We start from the raw sequence: 13,151 nt of genomic DNA, 5'->3' as shown, positions 1-13,151 counted from the left end.
CTCCGCAGTGGCGTTATTCTTGTTGTTCTGGTGCAATAGTTAACATGTTATCTATATGCACGCAACAACAAACCTGTTTGCCCGTTGCAGAAGCACTAATGGTGCCAATCAGAGACCCGACAGTACCCGCCGCAACCCGGCCAGGGTTGCCAAGAGATGCACGCGTTGCTCGGCGCTCAACGCAATGTAGCGCCGGAACGCCGGCATGCGGTTGACCACCTCGCTGCCACCCATATGCTCCAGGCGCACGCACCATTGCTGGTCGTGCAGCTCGATGCGCAGGCGCTTGAAATCCAGCGGCATCAACGCCTGGAACAACACGCTGTCCGCCTGTAAACGCGCCTGCAATTCACGGCCCAGTGCCTGGTTGCCGGCGCGGCGCCGCACATGAATGCCGCTGCGCCGGATCGCGCCGCCATGGTGCACCTCGAAGCTGCCAGCGCCACCCGCTGCAGCAGGAACGCGCAGGACACATTCGGTCAGCACCAGGTGCATCAACAACTGCGACTCGGTGCGCTCGACAATCTCAAAGGCCACACCGTCCACTTCAAGGGTGGCCAGGCCCAGATCACGCCGCAGATGAGCCAGGGTCACCCCCGGTCGATACCCGCTGGGTGCGCGGTCGGCACGAAACAGCTCAAACAGTTTTTGCCGCAAAGTCGTTATAACCGTCATGGGCAACCCCCGGTTCATGGCTGAATTCCTTGGCCAACACCTCCTCTACGCAGGCGGGCTTGAAGGGGTTGACCTTCTGCACCACCAGGGTCCAGAACAGCGCGTAGGTGGCCGTCACGCCGAGCATCACGCCAAACGGCACGTAGATGTCCGCCGGGTTCATGCCGGGCGGGGTGATAAACCACATGCCCAACAGGATGCCGATGCTGGAGACGATCTGCGGCAGCGGAAACCACGGCGAGCGATAGGCCCGAGGCAAGTCCGGACGCCGAATGCGCAGGATCACCACTGACAAGGTCACCAACAGGTAAGCGAAACTCCACGCGCACACCGCCGCCAGCACCAGGTGCATGATGTTGTCGGTGTTGCCGCCCAGGTACAGCGCGTGCAGGCATGGAATCAACATGGCCACCAAGATGCACAATAGCGGCGTCTTGAAACGCGGGTGCAGGTAGGTGAACACCTTGGGCAAGGCGCCATCCACCGCCATACCGTAGAGGATGCGCGGCACGCCGGCCATCAGGGTATTGATGGTCGCAGCGCCAGCGAACAGAAAGCCGATGCCCAGCCACAACGGACCGATCTGCCCCATCACCTGTTCGGCGAACCGGGGGATGGCCATGGGTGTGTCCAACAGGTGAACGCCGGACGCCACATCGAGCACCACGTTCTCCACCTGGCGTTTCATCGCCGCGCCATAGATGAACATGCAGGTGGCCACGCCCATCAGCCCGAGCATCATCGCCCGTGGCATCACCTTGGCCGATTGGCGCAGGTCCGGCGCCAGCGGGGTGACGAACTCGCAGCCCACGAACATGAACATCGCCATGCCCACCAGCGACAGCACGGTGACCAGGTCGGTGCCCACCAGCGACTCACCGAACCAGCCATCCAACTGCACCGCCGGCGCGGCGATCAGCCCCAGTACGCCGAACACCATCAGGGTGGTCCACATGCCGAAGGTCAGGATGATCTCCGCGCGGCCAAATGCGCTGACGCCAAAGGCATTCAGCACACCGAACACCAGCACGAAACCGACGCCCAGCAACCACGAGCCGCCGGCCGACTCTGCCAGGGTATTGAGGTGTTCGAAGTTCACCAGGGCCATGACCCCTGCGAGGATGGTTTCGGCGGTGCCGGCGAACACATGCACGATCAGGTAGGCCGACAAGGTCCCGGTGATCGCAAAGAACCTACCCATGCCGCAGTTGATGTAGTCGTACACCGAACCGGTGGTGGGCAGTATCGAGGCGGCCTCGGCGAAGGTGGTGGCCTGGGCCAGCATCATCACCACGGCAATCAGCATCGCCAGGGCAAACGCACTGCCACCGATGCCAAAGCCCATGGTGGCGGTGAGGATCACCGGGCTGGCCATGATCAGGCCGATAGTGCTGGCCAACGCAGTGGGAAAACCTACCGTGCCCCGGTTGAGGTGTGCGGTGAGTCGGTCGTTGATCGACATGGAGGGGTCCTCGAAGCGGTTTTTTAATGTGTCGGCACTCTGCGCCCCACTCCCGTTGATCGTCTTGCCCCTGTCTGCCGCCGGTTTTGTTGCTGCCTGCCAGGGCGTGTGGCCTGGCGGCCAGAGTCAATTGCCTGGCACGCAGGGAAAAGACTTGGCCTCATACCGCTCGCCCTAATGCGCCCTCACTCTTAACCAAGATGGGGGCAATAACAATGGAGCACACACTGAAAAACCGCCGCCTGCGCCAGGCGGTCGGCCTGGGCGTGGCACTGCTGGTGGGCCAGGCGCAGGCCATCGAGTTGTATGCCGACGCCGACACCCAGGTCACCGGCAACTTCCTCGCCGTGTACGGTATGTTCAACAGCCCGAAGAACTACGATGGCCGCAGCGGCGGCTCCACCTGGCGCGAGGCGTTCATCAAGTACGGCCTGAGCGTCGAACAGAGCCTGGGCAACCTGGGCGGCGTGTATGGCACGGCCAACCTGGTGAGTTCGGGTACCTGGGGCGATGGCGATGCGGCAGGGCTCACCAACGGCACCGAGCGCACCACCAAGTTTGACGAGGCCTTCGCCGGCTGGCGGTCTGGCGAGTTGTTGCCAGCGCTGGGCAAGGATGGCCTGGACCTGTCGTTCGGTCGCCAGATCATCATGCTCGGCGACGGTTTTATCCTTAACGACGATGGCCCCAACCTGGGCAATGGCGTGGGCGACGGCGAGTTCAATCGCGGCGGCGCCTACTACATCGCCGCGCGCCATGCCTTCGATAAGACGGCGGTGATTCGCCTGGGCGGCAAGGACGGTGTGCACGGCAGCCTGATGTGGATCAAGTCCGACAACCGCGCCCAGGCCCTTACCGAAATGGCCGCCGGCACCCTGGAATACAGTGCCGCGCCGGGCACCCTGGGGCTGACCTACATTCACGGCATCGACGTGGATGAGCGCTTCGCCACCGACCTGCAGCGCCAGCGCAAAGGCATGAACCTCTACAGCCTGCGCGGCGCCGGCAATGCCGGTATCGACAACGCGCACTTCGCCTTCGAACTGGCGCGCCAAAGCCGTCGCGACGGCCAGGAAAATGCCGGTTACGTCGAAGCCGGCTACACCTTCGCCAACCTGCCGTGGTCGCCGGATCTGACCTACCGCTACGCCCGTTATTCGAAGAACTGGGACGCCATGTTCTCAGGCTTCAACCGTGGCTACGGCACCTGGGTGCAGGGCGAAGTAGCGGGCAACTATTCCGGCCCCTTCAACAGCAACACCGCCGTGCAGCACGTGGCGCTCAAGGTCAAGCCACTGGAGAACGTCACGCTTGGGGCGCTGTTCTTCGACTACAACACCGTCAGTACCCGCGGCCAATTGAACCTCGATGGCCGCGAACTGGACCTGTATGCCGAATGGGCCGTCAACGAGCACCTGATCATCACGCCGCTGCTCGGCCTGTACAAACCGAATAAATCAGCCGAAAACGGCGGCAATCAGGTCGGCGGCAACGGCACCAATGTCTACAGCCAACTGGTGGTCGCCGTGCCGTTCTAAACCGCCTCGGGCGCGCACGGAGGCAGCGCCCGGACCTCAGCATAGGCGCCCTGATGATAGAGCAGCGGCGCACGGCCAAAATCATCAAAGGCCACCACCTTGCCGATCATGATCCAATGGTCGCCGCCGTCCACCTGCTGGTATTTCTCACAGTGAAAACGCGCCGAGCAATCGGCGAACACCGGCGAGCCACCCTCCCCCGGCTCGTATTCGATCAGGGCGAAGCGGTCTTCACGGGGGCGCGCGAAATTGTTGGATAGATGCACCTGGTCCGCCGCCAACACATTCACCGCAAAGTGGCTGGCCTCCTCGAACACCGCATGGCTGTTGGAGCGTTTGTCGATGCTCCACAGCACCAGCGGCGGGTCGAGGGACACCGAGTTGAAACTGTTGGCGGTCACGCCGACCTTGCGCCCGGAGGCGGTGGCGGCGGTGACCACGGTCACGCCAGTGGCAAAATTGCCCAAGGCGCGACGAAAGGCTCGTGGGTCGAATACGTCAGACATGCAAGACTCCCGGGTGGCCTCGATGGGCCGCCCTGATTGTTGTAGGGAAAACGCGGCTACACCATGCTCGGGTCGGGTTCCAGGCCCATCAGCTCACGGCCAAGGATCTGCGCGCACACGTCATAGTCGGTGTAGGCATGGGCGCCGGTCATATGGGCATCGCGGAATAGGCGCTGCATTTCGTTGTGTTCAAACCAGGCATTGCCACCTGCGGCGGCGAACAGCCGGTCTACCGCTTCGATGCACATCTTCGTGGCATAGGCCTGGTTGGTGCGCCAGAACGCCAGGGTTTCTCGCGCTGGGTAGCGGTGGGCGGCGCTGTGTTCGGCGTGGTCTTGCCAGGTCTTCTCCAAAAACGCCCGAGCGGCGGCCACCTGGTGGGTGGACTCGGCCAGGCGCATCAGCGCCGGGGTCGCTGCGCCGACGGCAGCGCCGGTGTAGGCACGTACGCGGTTTTTGGTTTTTTCGCGGAATACCTCCAGCATGCGCTCGGCCACGCCGAGGCTGACGGTGGAGAAGCCACTGGCGAAATACGGCCGATACGGCGCGTAGAAAATCTGGCTGTCAGGGTACAAACCAAAGCCTGCGGACTTGCCTTCCATCATGTCCTTGGCCTTCTGGATCCGGTGCTCGGGCACCCAGGCGTTGTCGATGATCAGGGTCTTGGTGCCGCTGCCTTTCATGCCGGCTGCAAACCAGTCATCGCGGATCTGATAGTCACTGCGCGGTAGCACGGCAAAGCAGTAGTCCTGGGTGCCTTCGGCATTCTGGCGACGGCAGCCGACAATCGCCCATTCGCCATGGTCACAGCCGCTGCTCCAGCCCATCTCGCCACTGAAGTACACGCCGCCCTCGCCCTCGGTCACCCGGCCGAACGGCGCAATACTGCTGCTGGCCGTGGCATCCGGGTTGGCGCCCCAGATTTCCTCCTGCAACTGCGCCGAGAACAGCGCCAGTTGATGGCTGTGGGTGCACAACAAACTCATGGCCCAGGCGGTGCTGGCACAACTGCCGGCGAGCAAGGCGATACAATCGGCGAATTCGGGCAGCGACAGTTCCAGGCCACCGAACACCTTGGGCTGGAAGGCGCGGTGCAGCCCGATGCTCTTGAGCAGCGCGATATTCTCATCCGGCACTTGTCGCAGTTGTTCGGCACGGCTGGCGTTCGCGGCAATGGCAGGCAGAAGAGGCTTGAGGTCTTCGAGGAGCGGGTTTGGCTTTTTCATGGACGGCCCTGCTTATTATTGGAAGTCCGGCAGACGCTCCGAATCCTGGAACGGCGCGGGATGCAGGGCCAGTATCGACCGGCTTGCGCCGGCACAACATGCACGTTCGGCAGGCAAGGTTGTACTTTTCACAGGCACGGCAGGCACAGGCATAAAACCTGGCAGGCACAGTCAAACCGCGTACCTCCCCGTTGGTTAACCTCGAGTTTTCTTTTGTGAACTGCCAGGAACCTGCCATGAGCGATATCCCGCTGCTGCCTCACGTCGAAGCCTTTTTGCGCCGCCGTCATGGGCTATTCATCGACGGCGCCAGTGTGCGCAGCCACGCCGATGCACGCCTGAGCGTGACCAACCCCGCCACCGGCCAGGTGATCGCCGACGTGGCCGACGCAGACCTGGCGGATATCGACGCCGCGGTGGCTTGCGCCAACCGGGGTTTCCAGTTGTGGTCACAGACCGCACCGGCCATTCGTGGCAACGTACTGCTGAAACTGGCCGACCTGCTGGAACACCACCGCGAAGAACTGGCGCAGATCGAAACCTGCCAGTCGGGCAAGATCATCCAGATTTCCCGCGCCTTTGAGGTCGACCAGGCCGCGCACTTCCTGCGTTACTACGCAGGTTGGGCCACCAAGCTCAGCGGCAAGACCCTCACGCCGTCGCTGCCTTCGTTCAATGGCGAGCGCTACACCGCCTTCACCTTGCGCGAACCGGTGGGCGTGGTGGTAGGCATTGTGCCGTGGAATTTCTCGACCATGATCGCCATCTGGAAGCTGGCTTCTGCGCTGGTGACCGGCTGCAGCATCATCATCAAGCCCAGCGAATTCACGCCGCTGACCCTGCTGCGCATCGCCGAACTGGCCATCGACGCCGGGTTGCCGGCGGGCGTGCTCAACGTGTTGACCGGCGGCGGCCATGTCGGCAAGGGGCTGGTGGAACACCCCGGCACGCACAAGGTGTCGTTCACCGGCTCAGTGCCCACCGGTATTGCGGTGGGCCGCAGTGCCATGGGCGCAGGCCTCACCCGCGCGACCCTGGAACTGGGTGGCAAGAACGCCGCCGGCTTCCTGCGCGACATGGATGTAGACAAAGCGGTGGATGGCATCATCGAAGCGGGCTTCTTGCACTCAGGGCAAATCTGCGCAGCGGCCGAGCGTTTCTTCGTGCACCGCTCGCAGATCGATGCCGTGCTGGAAAAGCTCAAGGCACGCCTCAGCCGCCTGACCATCGGCTCGCCCCTGGACGAACACACCGACTTCGGCCCGGTGACCCACCAGCAACACCAACACAAACTGCTCGGCTACTTCAACCAGGCCCGCGCCGAAAACAACACGATCATCCACGGCGGCCACCTCATCGACCGCCCCGGCTGCTACGTCGAACCCACCGTCATCCTTGCCAACCACCTGCACGACACCCTGCTCAACGAAGAAACCTTCGGCCCCATCGCCACCTTCCTGCCCTACGACAGCGAAGACGAATTGCTGGCCATGATGAACCACGGGCCCTACGGGTTGAGCGCCAGCCTGTGGACCAATGACCTGGGCAAGGCCCTGCGCATGATCCCGGCCGTCAAGGCCGGCACCGTGTGGGTAAACATGCACACCTTGCTCGACCCGGCAGTGCCGTTTGGTGGCAGCCGGTCTTCGGGATTAGGGCGGGAGTTTGGCAGTGCGTTCATTGAGGATTACACCGAGCTTAAGTCGGTGATGGTTCGGTATTAAGGGCTGAGTGCCGACGAACGGAATCAGGGCGCAGGTTTGGCGGGTGGGCCACGAAACAGGTTCCTGGAAATGATGTCGGCCTTCAGCATCTTGAGTTGCAGATGACGATTCACTGCGCCAACCCCTTCCATATAACGGGTGACATGGCGCTTCCACGTATCGACCAACACGAAGGGCGCCAAGCCAATTGCAACAAACGGAAAAATAACCAAACCGAAAAGGATTTTCATAAGTTCCAAGCACCCTTGCAACAAATTCACAGGGCCCAAGGATTTTTCATAATGCAATTTCTTGGTCAACACGTCGGAAATCAGGTTCGTGCCGATGGCGGCGGTTACAAACGGGAAAACAAAGAGGAACAGGTTGGAGCGGTGTTTCACCTGATCAAACAGAGCACCGCTGATTTTGCCTTTTTCGTGCAGTGACTGCGCCAGCCCATTGAATGCGTCGATAGAGACCACGGCACACGCGGCAATCGAAATCAGCGCAACGCCGGTCGCCACGACAACTTGCGGCGTGGTGTCTTTGTCGAGAATGAAGCCAATCACCGCCATCACCAACACAAAGGCCATCACCAAAAAGCCCAGTTGCACATCCAAGCCAAACAACAATTCGTAATTCATCCGTGAACCTCTCTATCAACACTAATTAAAATAACCAGCTGTCACTGATAAGGAATCAAGTGATCGTGCTCCAGATCCCGCATCAACTCGCTCAACATCTCGCTTTCGCTGCGGGGCTCGGTCATGGGGATGTACCAGGTCGTAGCTGTCCAACCACCACGCTTGTAAGCATAGGTTTTGAGCAGTTGCCCGTCCTTGAACAGCGAGCCGTGCAACTGGCGCTCGTAGGTGTAGGGCACTGGCACGGTCAACAGCGTCAACGCGCCAAGTATCGCCGGGAGCGCACCGGCCCCTTTACCGCCGCGTTGATCGACCAACAAGCTGTAGCCCGTCTTGCTGAAACCGCCATCCATAAAACTGAAGGCACCTGTGTCACGCAACAACTGGATAACTTCGCGTTGCGTCTGCTGTTCAAACCTCGACACGGGCGACGGCATCGTGACACTCATCGGCACGTAGGCACGCTCTGCCTTGTAATCCAACGGTTTGAGGGCGGTACCGCAACCACCGAGCAACAGCACGGCGGCCAGTAACGTAGTCCTGATCATTGTGCGTGCTCCTCGGGCAGCAGCCCGTCGCGCTGTACATCTTCGGCAAAAGCCCGTGCAACACGGTGACCGCTCTGTAGCTCCATCCCGCCAGGGCCATCCAGCAGCCAGGAATATTTGTGGGTGACGTTGCGGTAGCTGTACTGCTTGAGCTGCTTCCCATTGTGCTGCAGGGAGAACTCGGTGGTGGTGTCAATGCTCACGGACAGGGGCAGCAGAAACAGAGTTGCCGCGCTCAGCAGTACCACCGGGAAAGGCGGCATATCACGCTGAACGTTGTAGCGCACCCACACCGAGTAATCGTCCGCGTTGCCCCGGCCGCTTTCGACACTGCGAAACACCCCAGTCTCACGCAATTGGTTACGAATTTGTGCTGCATTAAGCGGGTCATCGATCATGACGTGGATCGGCTTGAGGTATTCCTTGCCATCGGGCAATGCACGCTCAGGAAGCGTATGGGTGGTTGCACACCCGGTCAGCAGCGCCAGGGCGCTGAACGTAATAAAACGGTTCATGGGCGTGTCTCGTGAAGGATGTTCTGACCCGCCCCGGATGGCAGCGGCGCGATGATATAAGGGGCGGCGCTGCGATAATCCAGCGGCAACAACTCCAGAGCCGGCAGGCCCGCAACAGAGTGCCGCGCTAGCGGCTCATCGCGTCCTTGCTGGTCGCGCCAGCGGAAGGCACACAGCGAAGCGCCAAGGCATAACGAGCGAAATTCACCGAGGTAATAGGCGTTGCCGGCCTTCAGGCGCAGTGGCAGGTTGAATTTCTCTCGCGCCTGCACCGAGGTGTAGGTCGTCCCCAGAGTGGGTGAATAACTGCTGGAGAAAAACTGAAAATCATAGAACTCATAATCCCCAGGCTTGAGCGCCAACACGAATACACTGGCGGCACCGGCCGCATCCTTCACATCCTGAGGTGTTTGCCGACCGACGCCCACCCAGATCGCTGCGGCGCCAAACTCGGAACCGCGCTTGCGAAACAGTAAACGCTGATTAGGCGCAGGAGATGCGCTAAGGCTCTGCGGGCCGATTGATCCGACTACATAAGCGACCGGGTCCTGGGGGCCAGGTTGCAACGGCTGGCTAACCAGCGACGCAGACTGAGTACCGCAACCTGCCAGGGCTGCCGTAATCAAGAACAAGGCCAAAGGCCGAGAGAAGCGAGACATATCGAATCCTGAACGCAGGCAAAAAAATAAACGGCAGGCGTCAGGAAAAATATGGGATGAGCCTTCCTGGCGCTGCGCCTCGCGTCACTGCGAGGGGGGGCGAATGGTACGGGGGGAATCGCGGTTTGACTACAGATGATCAGCAGCATGTGTCAGCGCTCGGTGAAAGCCACTCATATCACCGCCTCCGCCTCAATCTCAATCAACCACTGCGGCAACGACAACCCGCTGACGATAATCCACGAAGACGGTGGCGGGTTGTGCGGGAAGCGCTCAAGTAGCGCATGGGCGATCGACGCTTGCTGCTCACGGGCAGACTCGACGATATACAGCCGCAGCATGATCACATGAGACAGGTCGCCACCGACCTCGGCCAGCACCTTTTCGATATTGTCCAACGCTGCGGCGGTCTGTTCGGCGATGCCGGGGCCGACCGTGTGCTCTTGAGCATCCACGCCCACCTGCCCCGACAGCATGATTCGCCGGCCCTCTGGCACTTCCATGGCCTGGCTGAAACCGTATTGCAGGGAGTTGAATACCGTCGTGGGATTAATGACCTTTCGTTGCATGACCAATCCTCGTTGTCAGTAGGAAAACAAGGCTAACCCAAAGGAATCGCTAAGGATGATGGTTCAACATCCAGCAACATGTTCGTGGGTGAAGCGCTGAACCTTGAGTGCCCGGCGGCCTGATGAAAACGCGCAAACCCACCAGGCAATCACATCCCCCCTGTAGGAGCGAGCTTGCTCGCGAAAACCCCACAGGCGCCGCGCTTACTCAGGAAGCGCGCGTTATCGTTGACGTTTTTCGCGAGCAAGCTCGCTCCTACAGGGCATTATCGTGCCTGGCTACCAGGTGCCCATCGCCAGGCTGTGTGGCGAAAATTCCGCGAATTGCCAGCGCAAGGCCAACGCTGCCGGGCGGCGGACCACATGTTCCACCGTCACCGTCCACAAGCGCTGCGCGCCTTCGAACTCAGCCACTTGCGGCCCACCCAGGATCAACGAAGTACGCCCGGCCACTTGCAGCACGTCGCCGGTCTCAAAATCCACAAACAACAACCCCGCCACCGGGTTGGCGTGCAGGTTGCCGAGGGTGTTGAAGAACAGGTTGCCGGCAAAATCCGGGATGGTCAGTACGTTGCCTTGCACCCGCACAAATCCCGTATTGCCGCCTCGGTGGGAGACGTCCACCGAGCGTTCGCCGTGCAGGTCGACGTAGCTGGCGACGAAGAAGGTGTCGGCGTGGCGGATCAGTGCTTGAGCCGCGTCGTCCAGGCGGTTGCTGCGCTCTGCCAGGTTGCCAGGTTTTCGCGCAATGCCGGCGACGGGGCGCAGTTGGATGTACTTGGGGCAGTTGCCGAAGGTGTGTACCACCTCGACCGCGAAGCCCTCATGCTCAAGCGTTCCAATGCGGCCATTCATGCGGTTGCGGCGGCGGGTGTTGAGGTCGATGCCCAGCAGGCCGATCGCCGCGCCATTCGTTATCCCAGCCCAGGCGGGATCACTTTTGGTGGGCAGGCTGTCGACCTGCAGCGTGTGTGGGTCCGGTGAATGCGCAAACCCGGGTGCGCCTTCCAGCATCGTCGCCCAGGGGATGCCCTGTTCGTCCACCACACCCGCGATCACATACGGCAGTAGCGGGTAAAAATCGCGGTGCTGCTCAGGCAAATGATCACGAATGACTTTGGGCCCGATCATGGCCATGCGTTCAGAAACGCCGGCACTGTCCTGCATGTGTCGTTCGCCGACATGCCAAGGGGTTGGTTCAATCGAGTGCATGGCGCTCACCTCCGGTTAGAGACTGAAGATGCTGCGCCCATGCCGTAATAGAGAGAATGCCCACCCAGGGCAATCCACTATTACGCCAGCTGAAACGCCGGATGCTCACGCAACGCCGTGACGCAGTAGTCGACAAAGCTGCGCACGCGCATCGACGCATGGCGGCCTTCGCGGTAGACCACATGCACCGGCTGCGGCGGCAACTCGAAGGTAGGCAACAGGCGCTGCAACTGGCCGCTCACCAGGTGTTCGTGCAGCGGGTAACTCAAGGCTCGAATCACGCCCGCCCCCTGCACCGCCGCATTGATCGCCCCTTGGACAGTGGCGCAACTCAGCCGGGCGCGAGCCTTGAGGGTGTAATGCGGGAAATCCCAGTGCACCGGGTCGGTGCTGGCAATCAGATGGTGCTGCTTGAGTTCAGCCGGATGCCGGGGTTCGCCCCAGGTCGCCAGGTAAGCGGGGCTGGCGCAAAGGACAGTGCCCACCTGCCCGACTTGCCTTGCAATGAGTGACGAGCTGGGCAATTCGCCGACCAGCACCGCCACGTCCAGCCCCTCTACATGCAGGTTAGGGTAATAGTCGTGGTAATGCGCGATGACACGCACCGCCGGGTAGCGATCCGCATAGCCGGCCAACAGCGGCGCCATGACATAGCGGCTGAACAGCAGCGGCAGGAATATCCGCAGGTCGCCCTGGGCCTGCACATGCAAACCGTTGGCCGAAGCCTCGGCCGCGTCCACCGCGGCCAGCAGGCGCACGCAGTCGGCAAGGTAAGCCTGGCCTGCGTCGCTCAGGCTGACGCCGCGGGTGCTGCGATGCAGCAACACCACACGTAGGCGTGCCTCCAGGCGCGCAACCGCACGTACCAGGGTCGGGCCGGAGACCTGCGCATGGCGTGCCGCCGACGCCAGGCTGGGTTGCCCGGCCAGCGCGGCAAACAGCTGCATATCGCGAAAACGCTCCATCAGGCGCGCTGCTTCGTCGCCGCGTTCAGGGCCGGGTCCTGCCCGAGGCGATGGCTGAGGAAATCCACAAACGTATTGACCTTGGCCGGTACGCGGCCGTTCTGCTGGAACACCACGTGGATCGGCAGCGGCGCCGGTTCGAAATCCTCCAGCACCAGCTCCAGCTCACCCGCCGCGACCGCTGCCGCGACTTGATAAGACAGCACCCGCGTCATGCCCCAGCCCAGACGGGCCAGGTTAATCGCGGCATTGTTGGCGGTGACCACCAGGCGCGGCTCAATCGGTACCTTCAGCGGCTGGCCGGCGTCAATGAATGTCCACTCACTGACCCGTTGGCTGGACGATGAGGTGACGAGCTTGGCCTCACGCAACTGCTCGGGCCGCTGGGGCCGCCCGTGTTGGTCAAGATAAGCCGGCGATGCGCACACCACCCGGCGTACTTCGCCGACCTTGATCGCTTGCTGCAAGGATGGCTGCAGGTGGCCGATACGCACCGCTACATCCACACCTTCGTCGGTCATATTGACCACTCTGTCGACCAGTAAGGCGTTGATACTCACCAAGGGAAAACGGTCCAGGTATTCCCCCATTACCGGCGCCACATACAGCTCGCCAAACAGTACCGGTGCGGTCACCGTCAACTGGCCGCCCGGGATGGAGTAACTGCCCGCCGCCGCTTCCTCGGCTTCGTCCAGCTCGGCAAGGATGCGTCGGCAATCGTCCAGGTAACGTTGGCCGGCTTCGGTCAAGTGCAGGCTGCGCGTGGTGCGCGCCAGCAACTGGGTGCCGATCCGTTGTTCCATGGCGGCAATCGCCCGGGTCACGCTGGGCGGCGACGTGTTCAGACGGCGCGCGGCAGCCGCGAAGCCCTCCTCCTCGGCCACGGCCAGGAACACCTGCATTTCATGAAATCGGTCCATCGGCGCCCC

The 13,151-nt window shown here is 61.7% G+C and carries 13 protein-coding genes and 1 pseudogene; 2 read left to right on the top strand and 12 right to left on the bottom strand.

The window, feature by feature from the left end; genetic code table 11:
• Positions 1-108: 108 nt before the first annotated feature.
• Together TX24_RS22630 and TX24_RS22625 are read right to left on the bottom strand one after the other, a co-directional pair.
• The gene (locus TX24_RS22630) at positions 109-675 is read right to left on the bottom strand and encodes a DUF3156 family protein (RefSeq protein ID WP_032900766.1); all 567 of its coding nucleotides are present in this window, start codon (positions 673-675) and stop codon (positions 109-111) included.
• Positions 638-2,137: an APC family permease gene (locus TX24_RS22625; protein ID WP_057711173.1), complete on the bottom strand. Its 1,500-nt coding sequence runs from the start codon at positions 2,135-2,137 to the stop codon at positions 638-640. The genes TX24_RS22630 and TX24_RS22625 overlap by 38 nt, the downstream gene beginning before the upstream one ends.
• Positions 2,138-2,352: 215 nt before the next feature.
• Between TX24_RS22625 and TX24_RS22620 the strand changes: the two genes are divergently transcribed.
• Complete coding sequence (locus TX24_RS22620) at positions 2,353-3,675, top strand: alginate export family protein (RefSeq protein ID WP_057711172.1); 1,323 nt, start codon at positions 2,353-2,355, stop codon at positions 3,673-3,675.
• A gap of 32 nt (positions 3,676-3,707) precedes the next feature.
• On the opposite strand, the pseudogene TX24_RS22615 reads toward TX24_RS22620, so the two are convergent.
• A pseudogene (locus TX24_RS22615) lies at positions 3,708-4,181 on the bottom strand (flavin reductase family protein); the annotation flags it as partial.
• A 56-nt stretch (positions 4,182-4,237) separates the two neighbouring features.
• Complete coding sequence (locus tag TX24_RS22610; RefSeq protein ID WP_034134250.1) at positions 4,238-5,407, bottom strand: p-hydroxyphenylacetate 3-hydroxylase oxygenase component; 1,170 nt, start codon at positions 5,405-5,407, stop codon at positions 4,238-4,240.
• 236 nt (positions 5,408-5,643) lie between these two features.
• On the opposite strand from TX24_RS22610, the gene TX24_RS22605 reads away from it, so the two are divergent.
• The gene (locus TX24_RS22605) at positions 5,644-7,131 is read left to right on the top strand and encodes an aldehyde dehydrogenase family protein (RefSeq protein WP_003192416.1); all 1,488 of its coding nucleotides are present in this window, start codon (positions 5,644-5,646) and stop codon (positions 7,129-7,131) included.
• A 23-nt stretch (positions 7,132-7,154) separates the two neighbouring features.
• Here TX24_RS22605 and TX24_RS22600 read toward each other — a convergent pair whose 3' ends face one another.
• The 8 genes from TX24_RS22600 to TX24_RS22565 form a co-directional block, all read right to left on the bottom strand.
• Positions 7,155-7,754, bottom strand: a complete 600-nt coding sequence (locus TX24_RS22600; protein ID WP_003192417.1) for a hypothetical protein — start codon at positions 7,752-7,754, stop codon at positions 7,155-7,157.
• Between the two features lie 41 nt (positions 7,755-7,795).
• A complete protein-coding gene (locus TX24_RS22595) occupies positions 7,796-8,302 on the bottom strand; it encodes a hypothetical protein (RefSeq protein WP_003192419.1) in 507 nt (168 codons plus the stop codon).
• On the bottom strand, positions 8,299-8,817 hold the full coding sequence (locus TX24_RS22590; protein WP_003192421.1) for a hypothetical protein: 519 nt from the start codon (positions 8,815-8,817) through the stop codon (positions 8,299-8,301). The genes TX24_RS22595 and TX24_RS22590 overlap by 4 nt, the downstream gene beginning before the upstream one ends.
• Complete coding sequence (locus TX24_RS22585; RefSeq protein ID WP_034134248.1) at positions 8,814-9,476, bottom strand: hypothetical protein; 663 nt, start codon at positions 9,474-9,476, stop codon at positions 8,814-8,816. Before TX24_RS22585 ends, TX24_RS22590 begins: the two co-directional genes overlap by 4 nt.
• Before the next feature lie 173 nt (positions 9,477-9,649).
• A complete protein-coding gene (locus TX24_RS22580; RefSeq protein ID WP_003192423.1) occupies positions 9,650-10,045 on the bottom strand; it encodes a RidA family protein in 396 nt (131 codons plus the stop codon).
• 279 nt (positions 10,046-10,324) lie between these two features.
• Entirely contained in the window at positions 10,325-11,257 is a 933-nt protein-coding gene (locus tag TX24_RS22575; protein ID WP_057711170.1) for a pyridoxamine 5'-phosphate oxidase family protein, read from the bottom strand.
• 80 nt (positions 11,258-11,337) lie between these two features.
• Entirely contained in the window at positions 11,338-12,222 is an 885-nt protein-coding gene (locus TX24_RS22570) for a LysR family transcriptional regulator (RefSeq protein ID WP_057711168.1), read from the bottom strand.
• Complete coding sequence (locus tag TX24_RS22565; protein ID WP_057711167.1) at positions 12,222-13,142, bottom strand: LysR family transcriptional regulator; 921 nt, start codon at positions 13,140-13,142, stop codon at positions 12,222-12,224. Before TX24_RS22565 ends, TX24_RS22570 begins: the two co-directional genes overlap by 1 nt.
• Positions 13,143-13,151 lie beyond the last annotated feature (9 nt).

The organism is Pseudomonas lactis, assembly GCF_001439845.1.
GTDB lineage: Bacteria > Pseudomonadota > Gammaproteobacteria > Pseudomonadales > Pseudomonadaceae > Aquipseudomonas > Aquipseudomonas lactis.
This window is presented reverse-complemented; position numbering and strand designations above follow the sequence as displayed.

Coding starts and splice junctions, on each gene's coding strand:
- TX24_RS22630 (WP_032900766.1), bottom strand. CDS start 675: ATGACGGTTATAACGACTTTGCGGCAAAAACTGTTTGAGCTGTTTCGT.
- TX24_RS22625 (WP_057711173.1), bottom strand. CDS start 2,137: ATGTCGATCAACGACCGACTCACCGCACACCTCAACCGGGGCACGGTA.
- TX24_RS22620 (WP_057711172.1), top strand. CDS start 2,353: ATGGAGCACACACTGAAAAACCGCCGCCTGCGCCAGGCGGTCGGCCTG.
- TX24_RS22610 (WP_034134250.1), bottom strand. CDS start 5,407: ATGAAAAAGCCAAACCCGCTCCTCGAAGACCTCAAGCCTCTTCTGCCT.
- TX24_RS22605 (WP_003192416.1), top strand. CDS start 5,644: ATGAGCGATATCCCGCTGCTGCCTCACGTCGAAGCCTTTTTGCGCCGC.
- TX24_RS22600 (WP_003192417.1), bottom strand. CDS start 7,754: ATGAATTACGAATTGTTGTTTGGCTTGGATGTGCAACTGGGCTTTTTG.
- TX24_RS22595 (WP_003192419.1), bottom strand. CDS start 8,302: ATGATCAGGACTACGTTACTGGCCGCCGTGCTGTTGCTCGGTGGTTGC.
- TX24_RS22590 (WP_003192421.1), bottom strand. CDS start 8,817: ATGAACCGTTTTATTACGTTCAGCGCCCTGGCGCTGCTGACCGGGTGT.
- TX24_RS22585 (WP_034134248.1), bottom strand. CDS start 9,476: ATGTCTCGCTTCTCTCGGCCTTTGGCCTTGTTCTTGATTACGGCAGCC.
- TX24_RS22580 (WP_003192423.1), bottom strand. CDS start 10,045: ATGCAACGAAAGGTCATTAATCCCACGACGGTATTCAACTCCCTGCAA.
- TX24_RS22575 (WP_057711170.1), bottom strand. CDS start 11,257: ATGCACTCGATTGAACCAACCCCTTGGCATGTCGGCGAACGACACATG.
- TX24_RS22570 (WP_057711168.1), bottom strand. CDS start 12,222: ATGGAGCGTTTTCGCGATATGCAGCTGTTTGCCGCGCTGGCCGGGCAA.
- TX24_RS22565 (WP_057711167.1), bottom strand. CDS start 13,142: ATGGACCGATTTCATGAAATGCAGGTGTTCCTGGCCGTGGCCGAGGAG.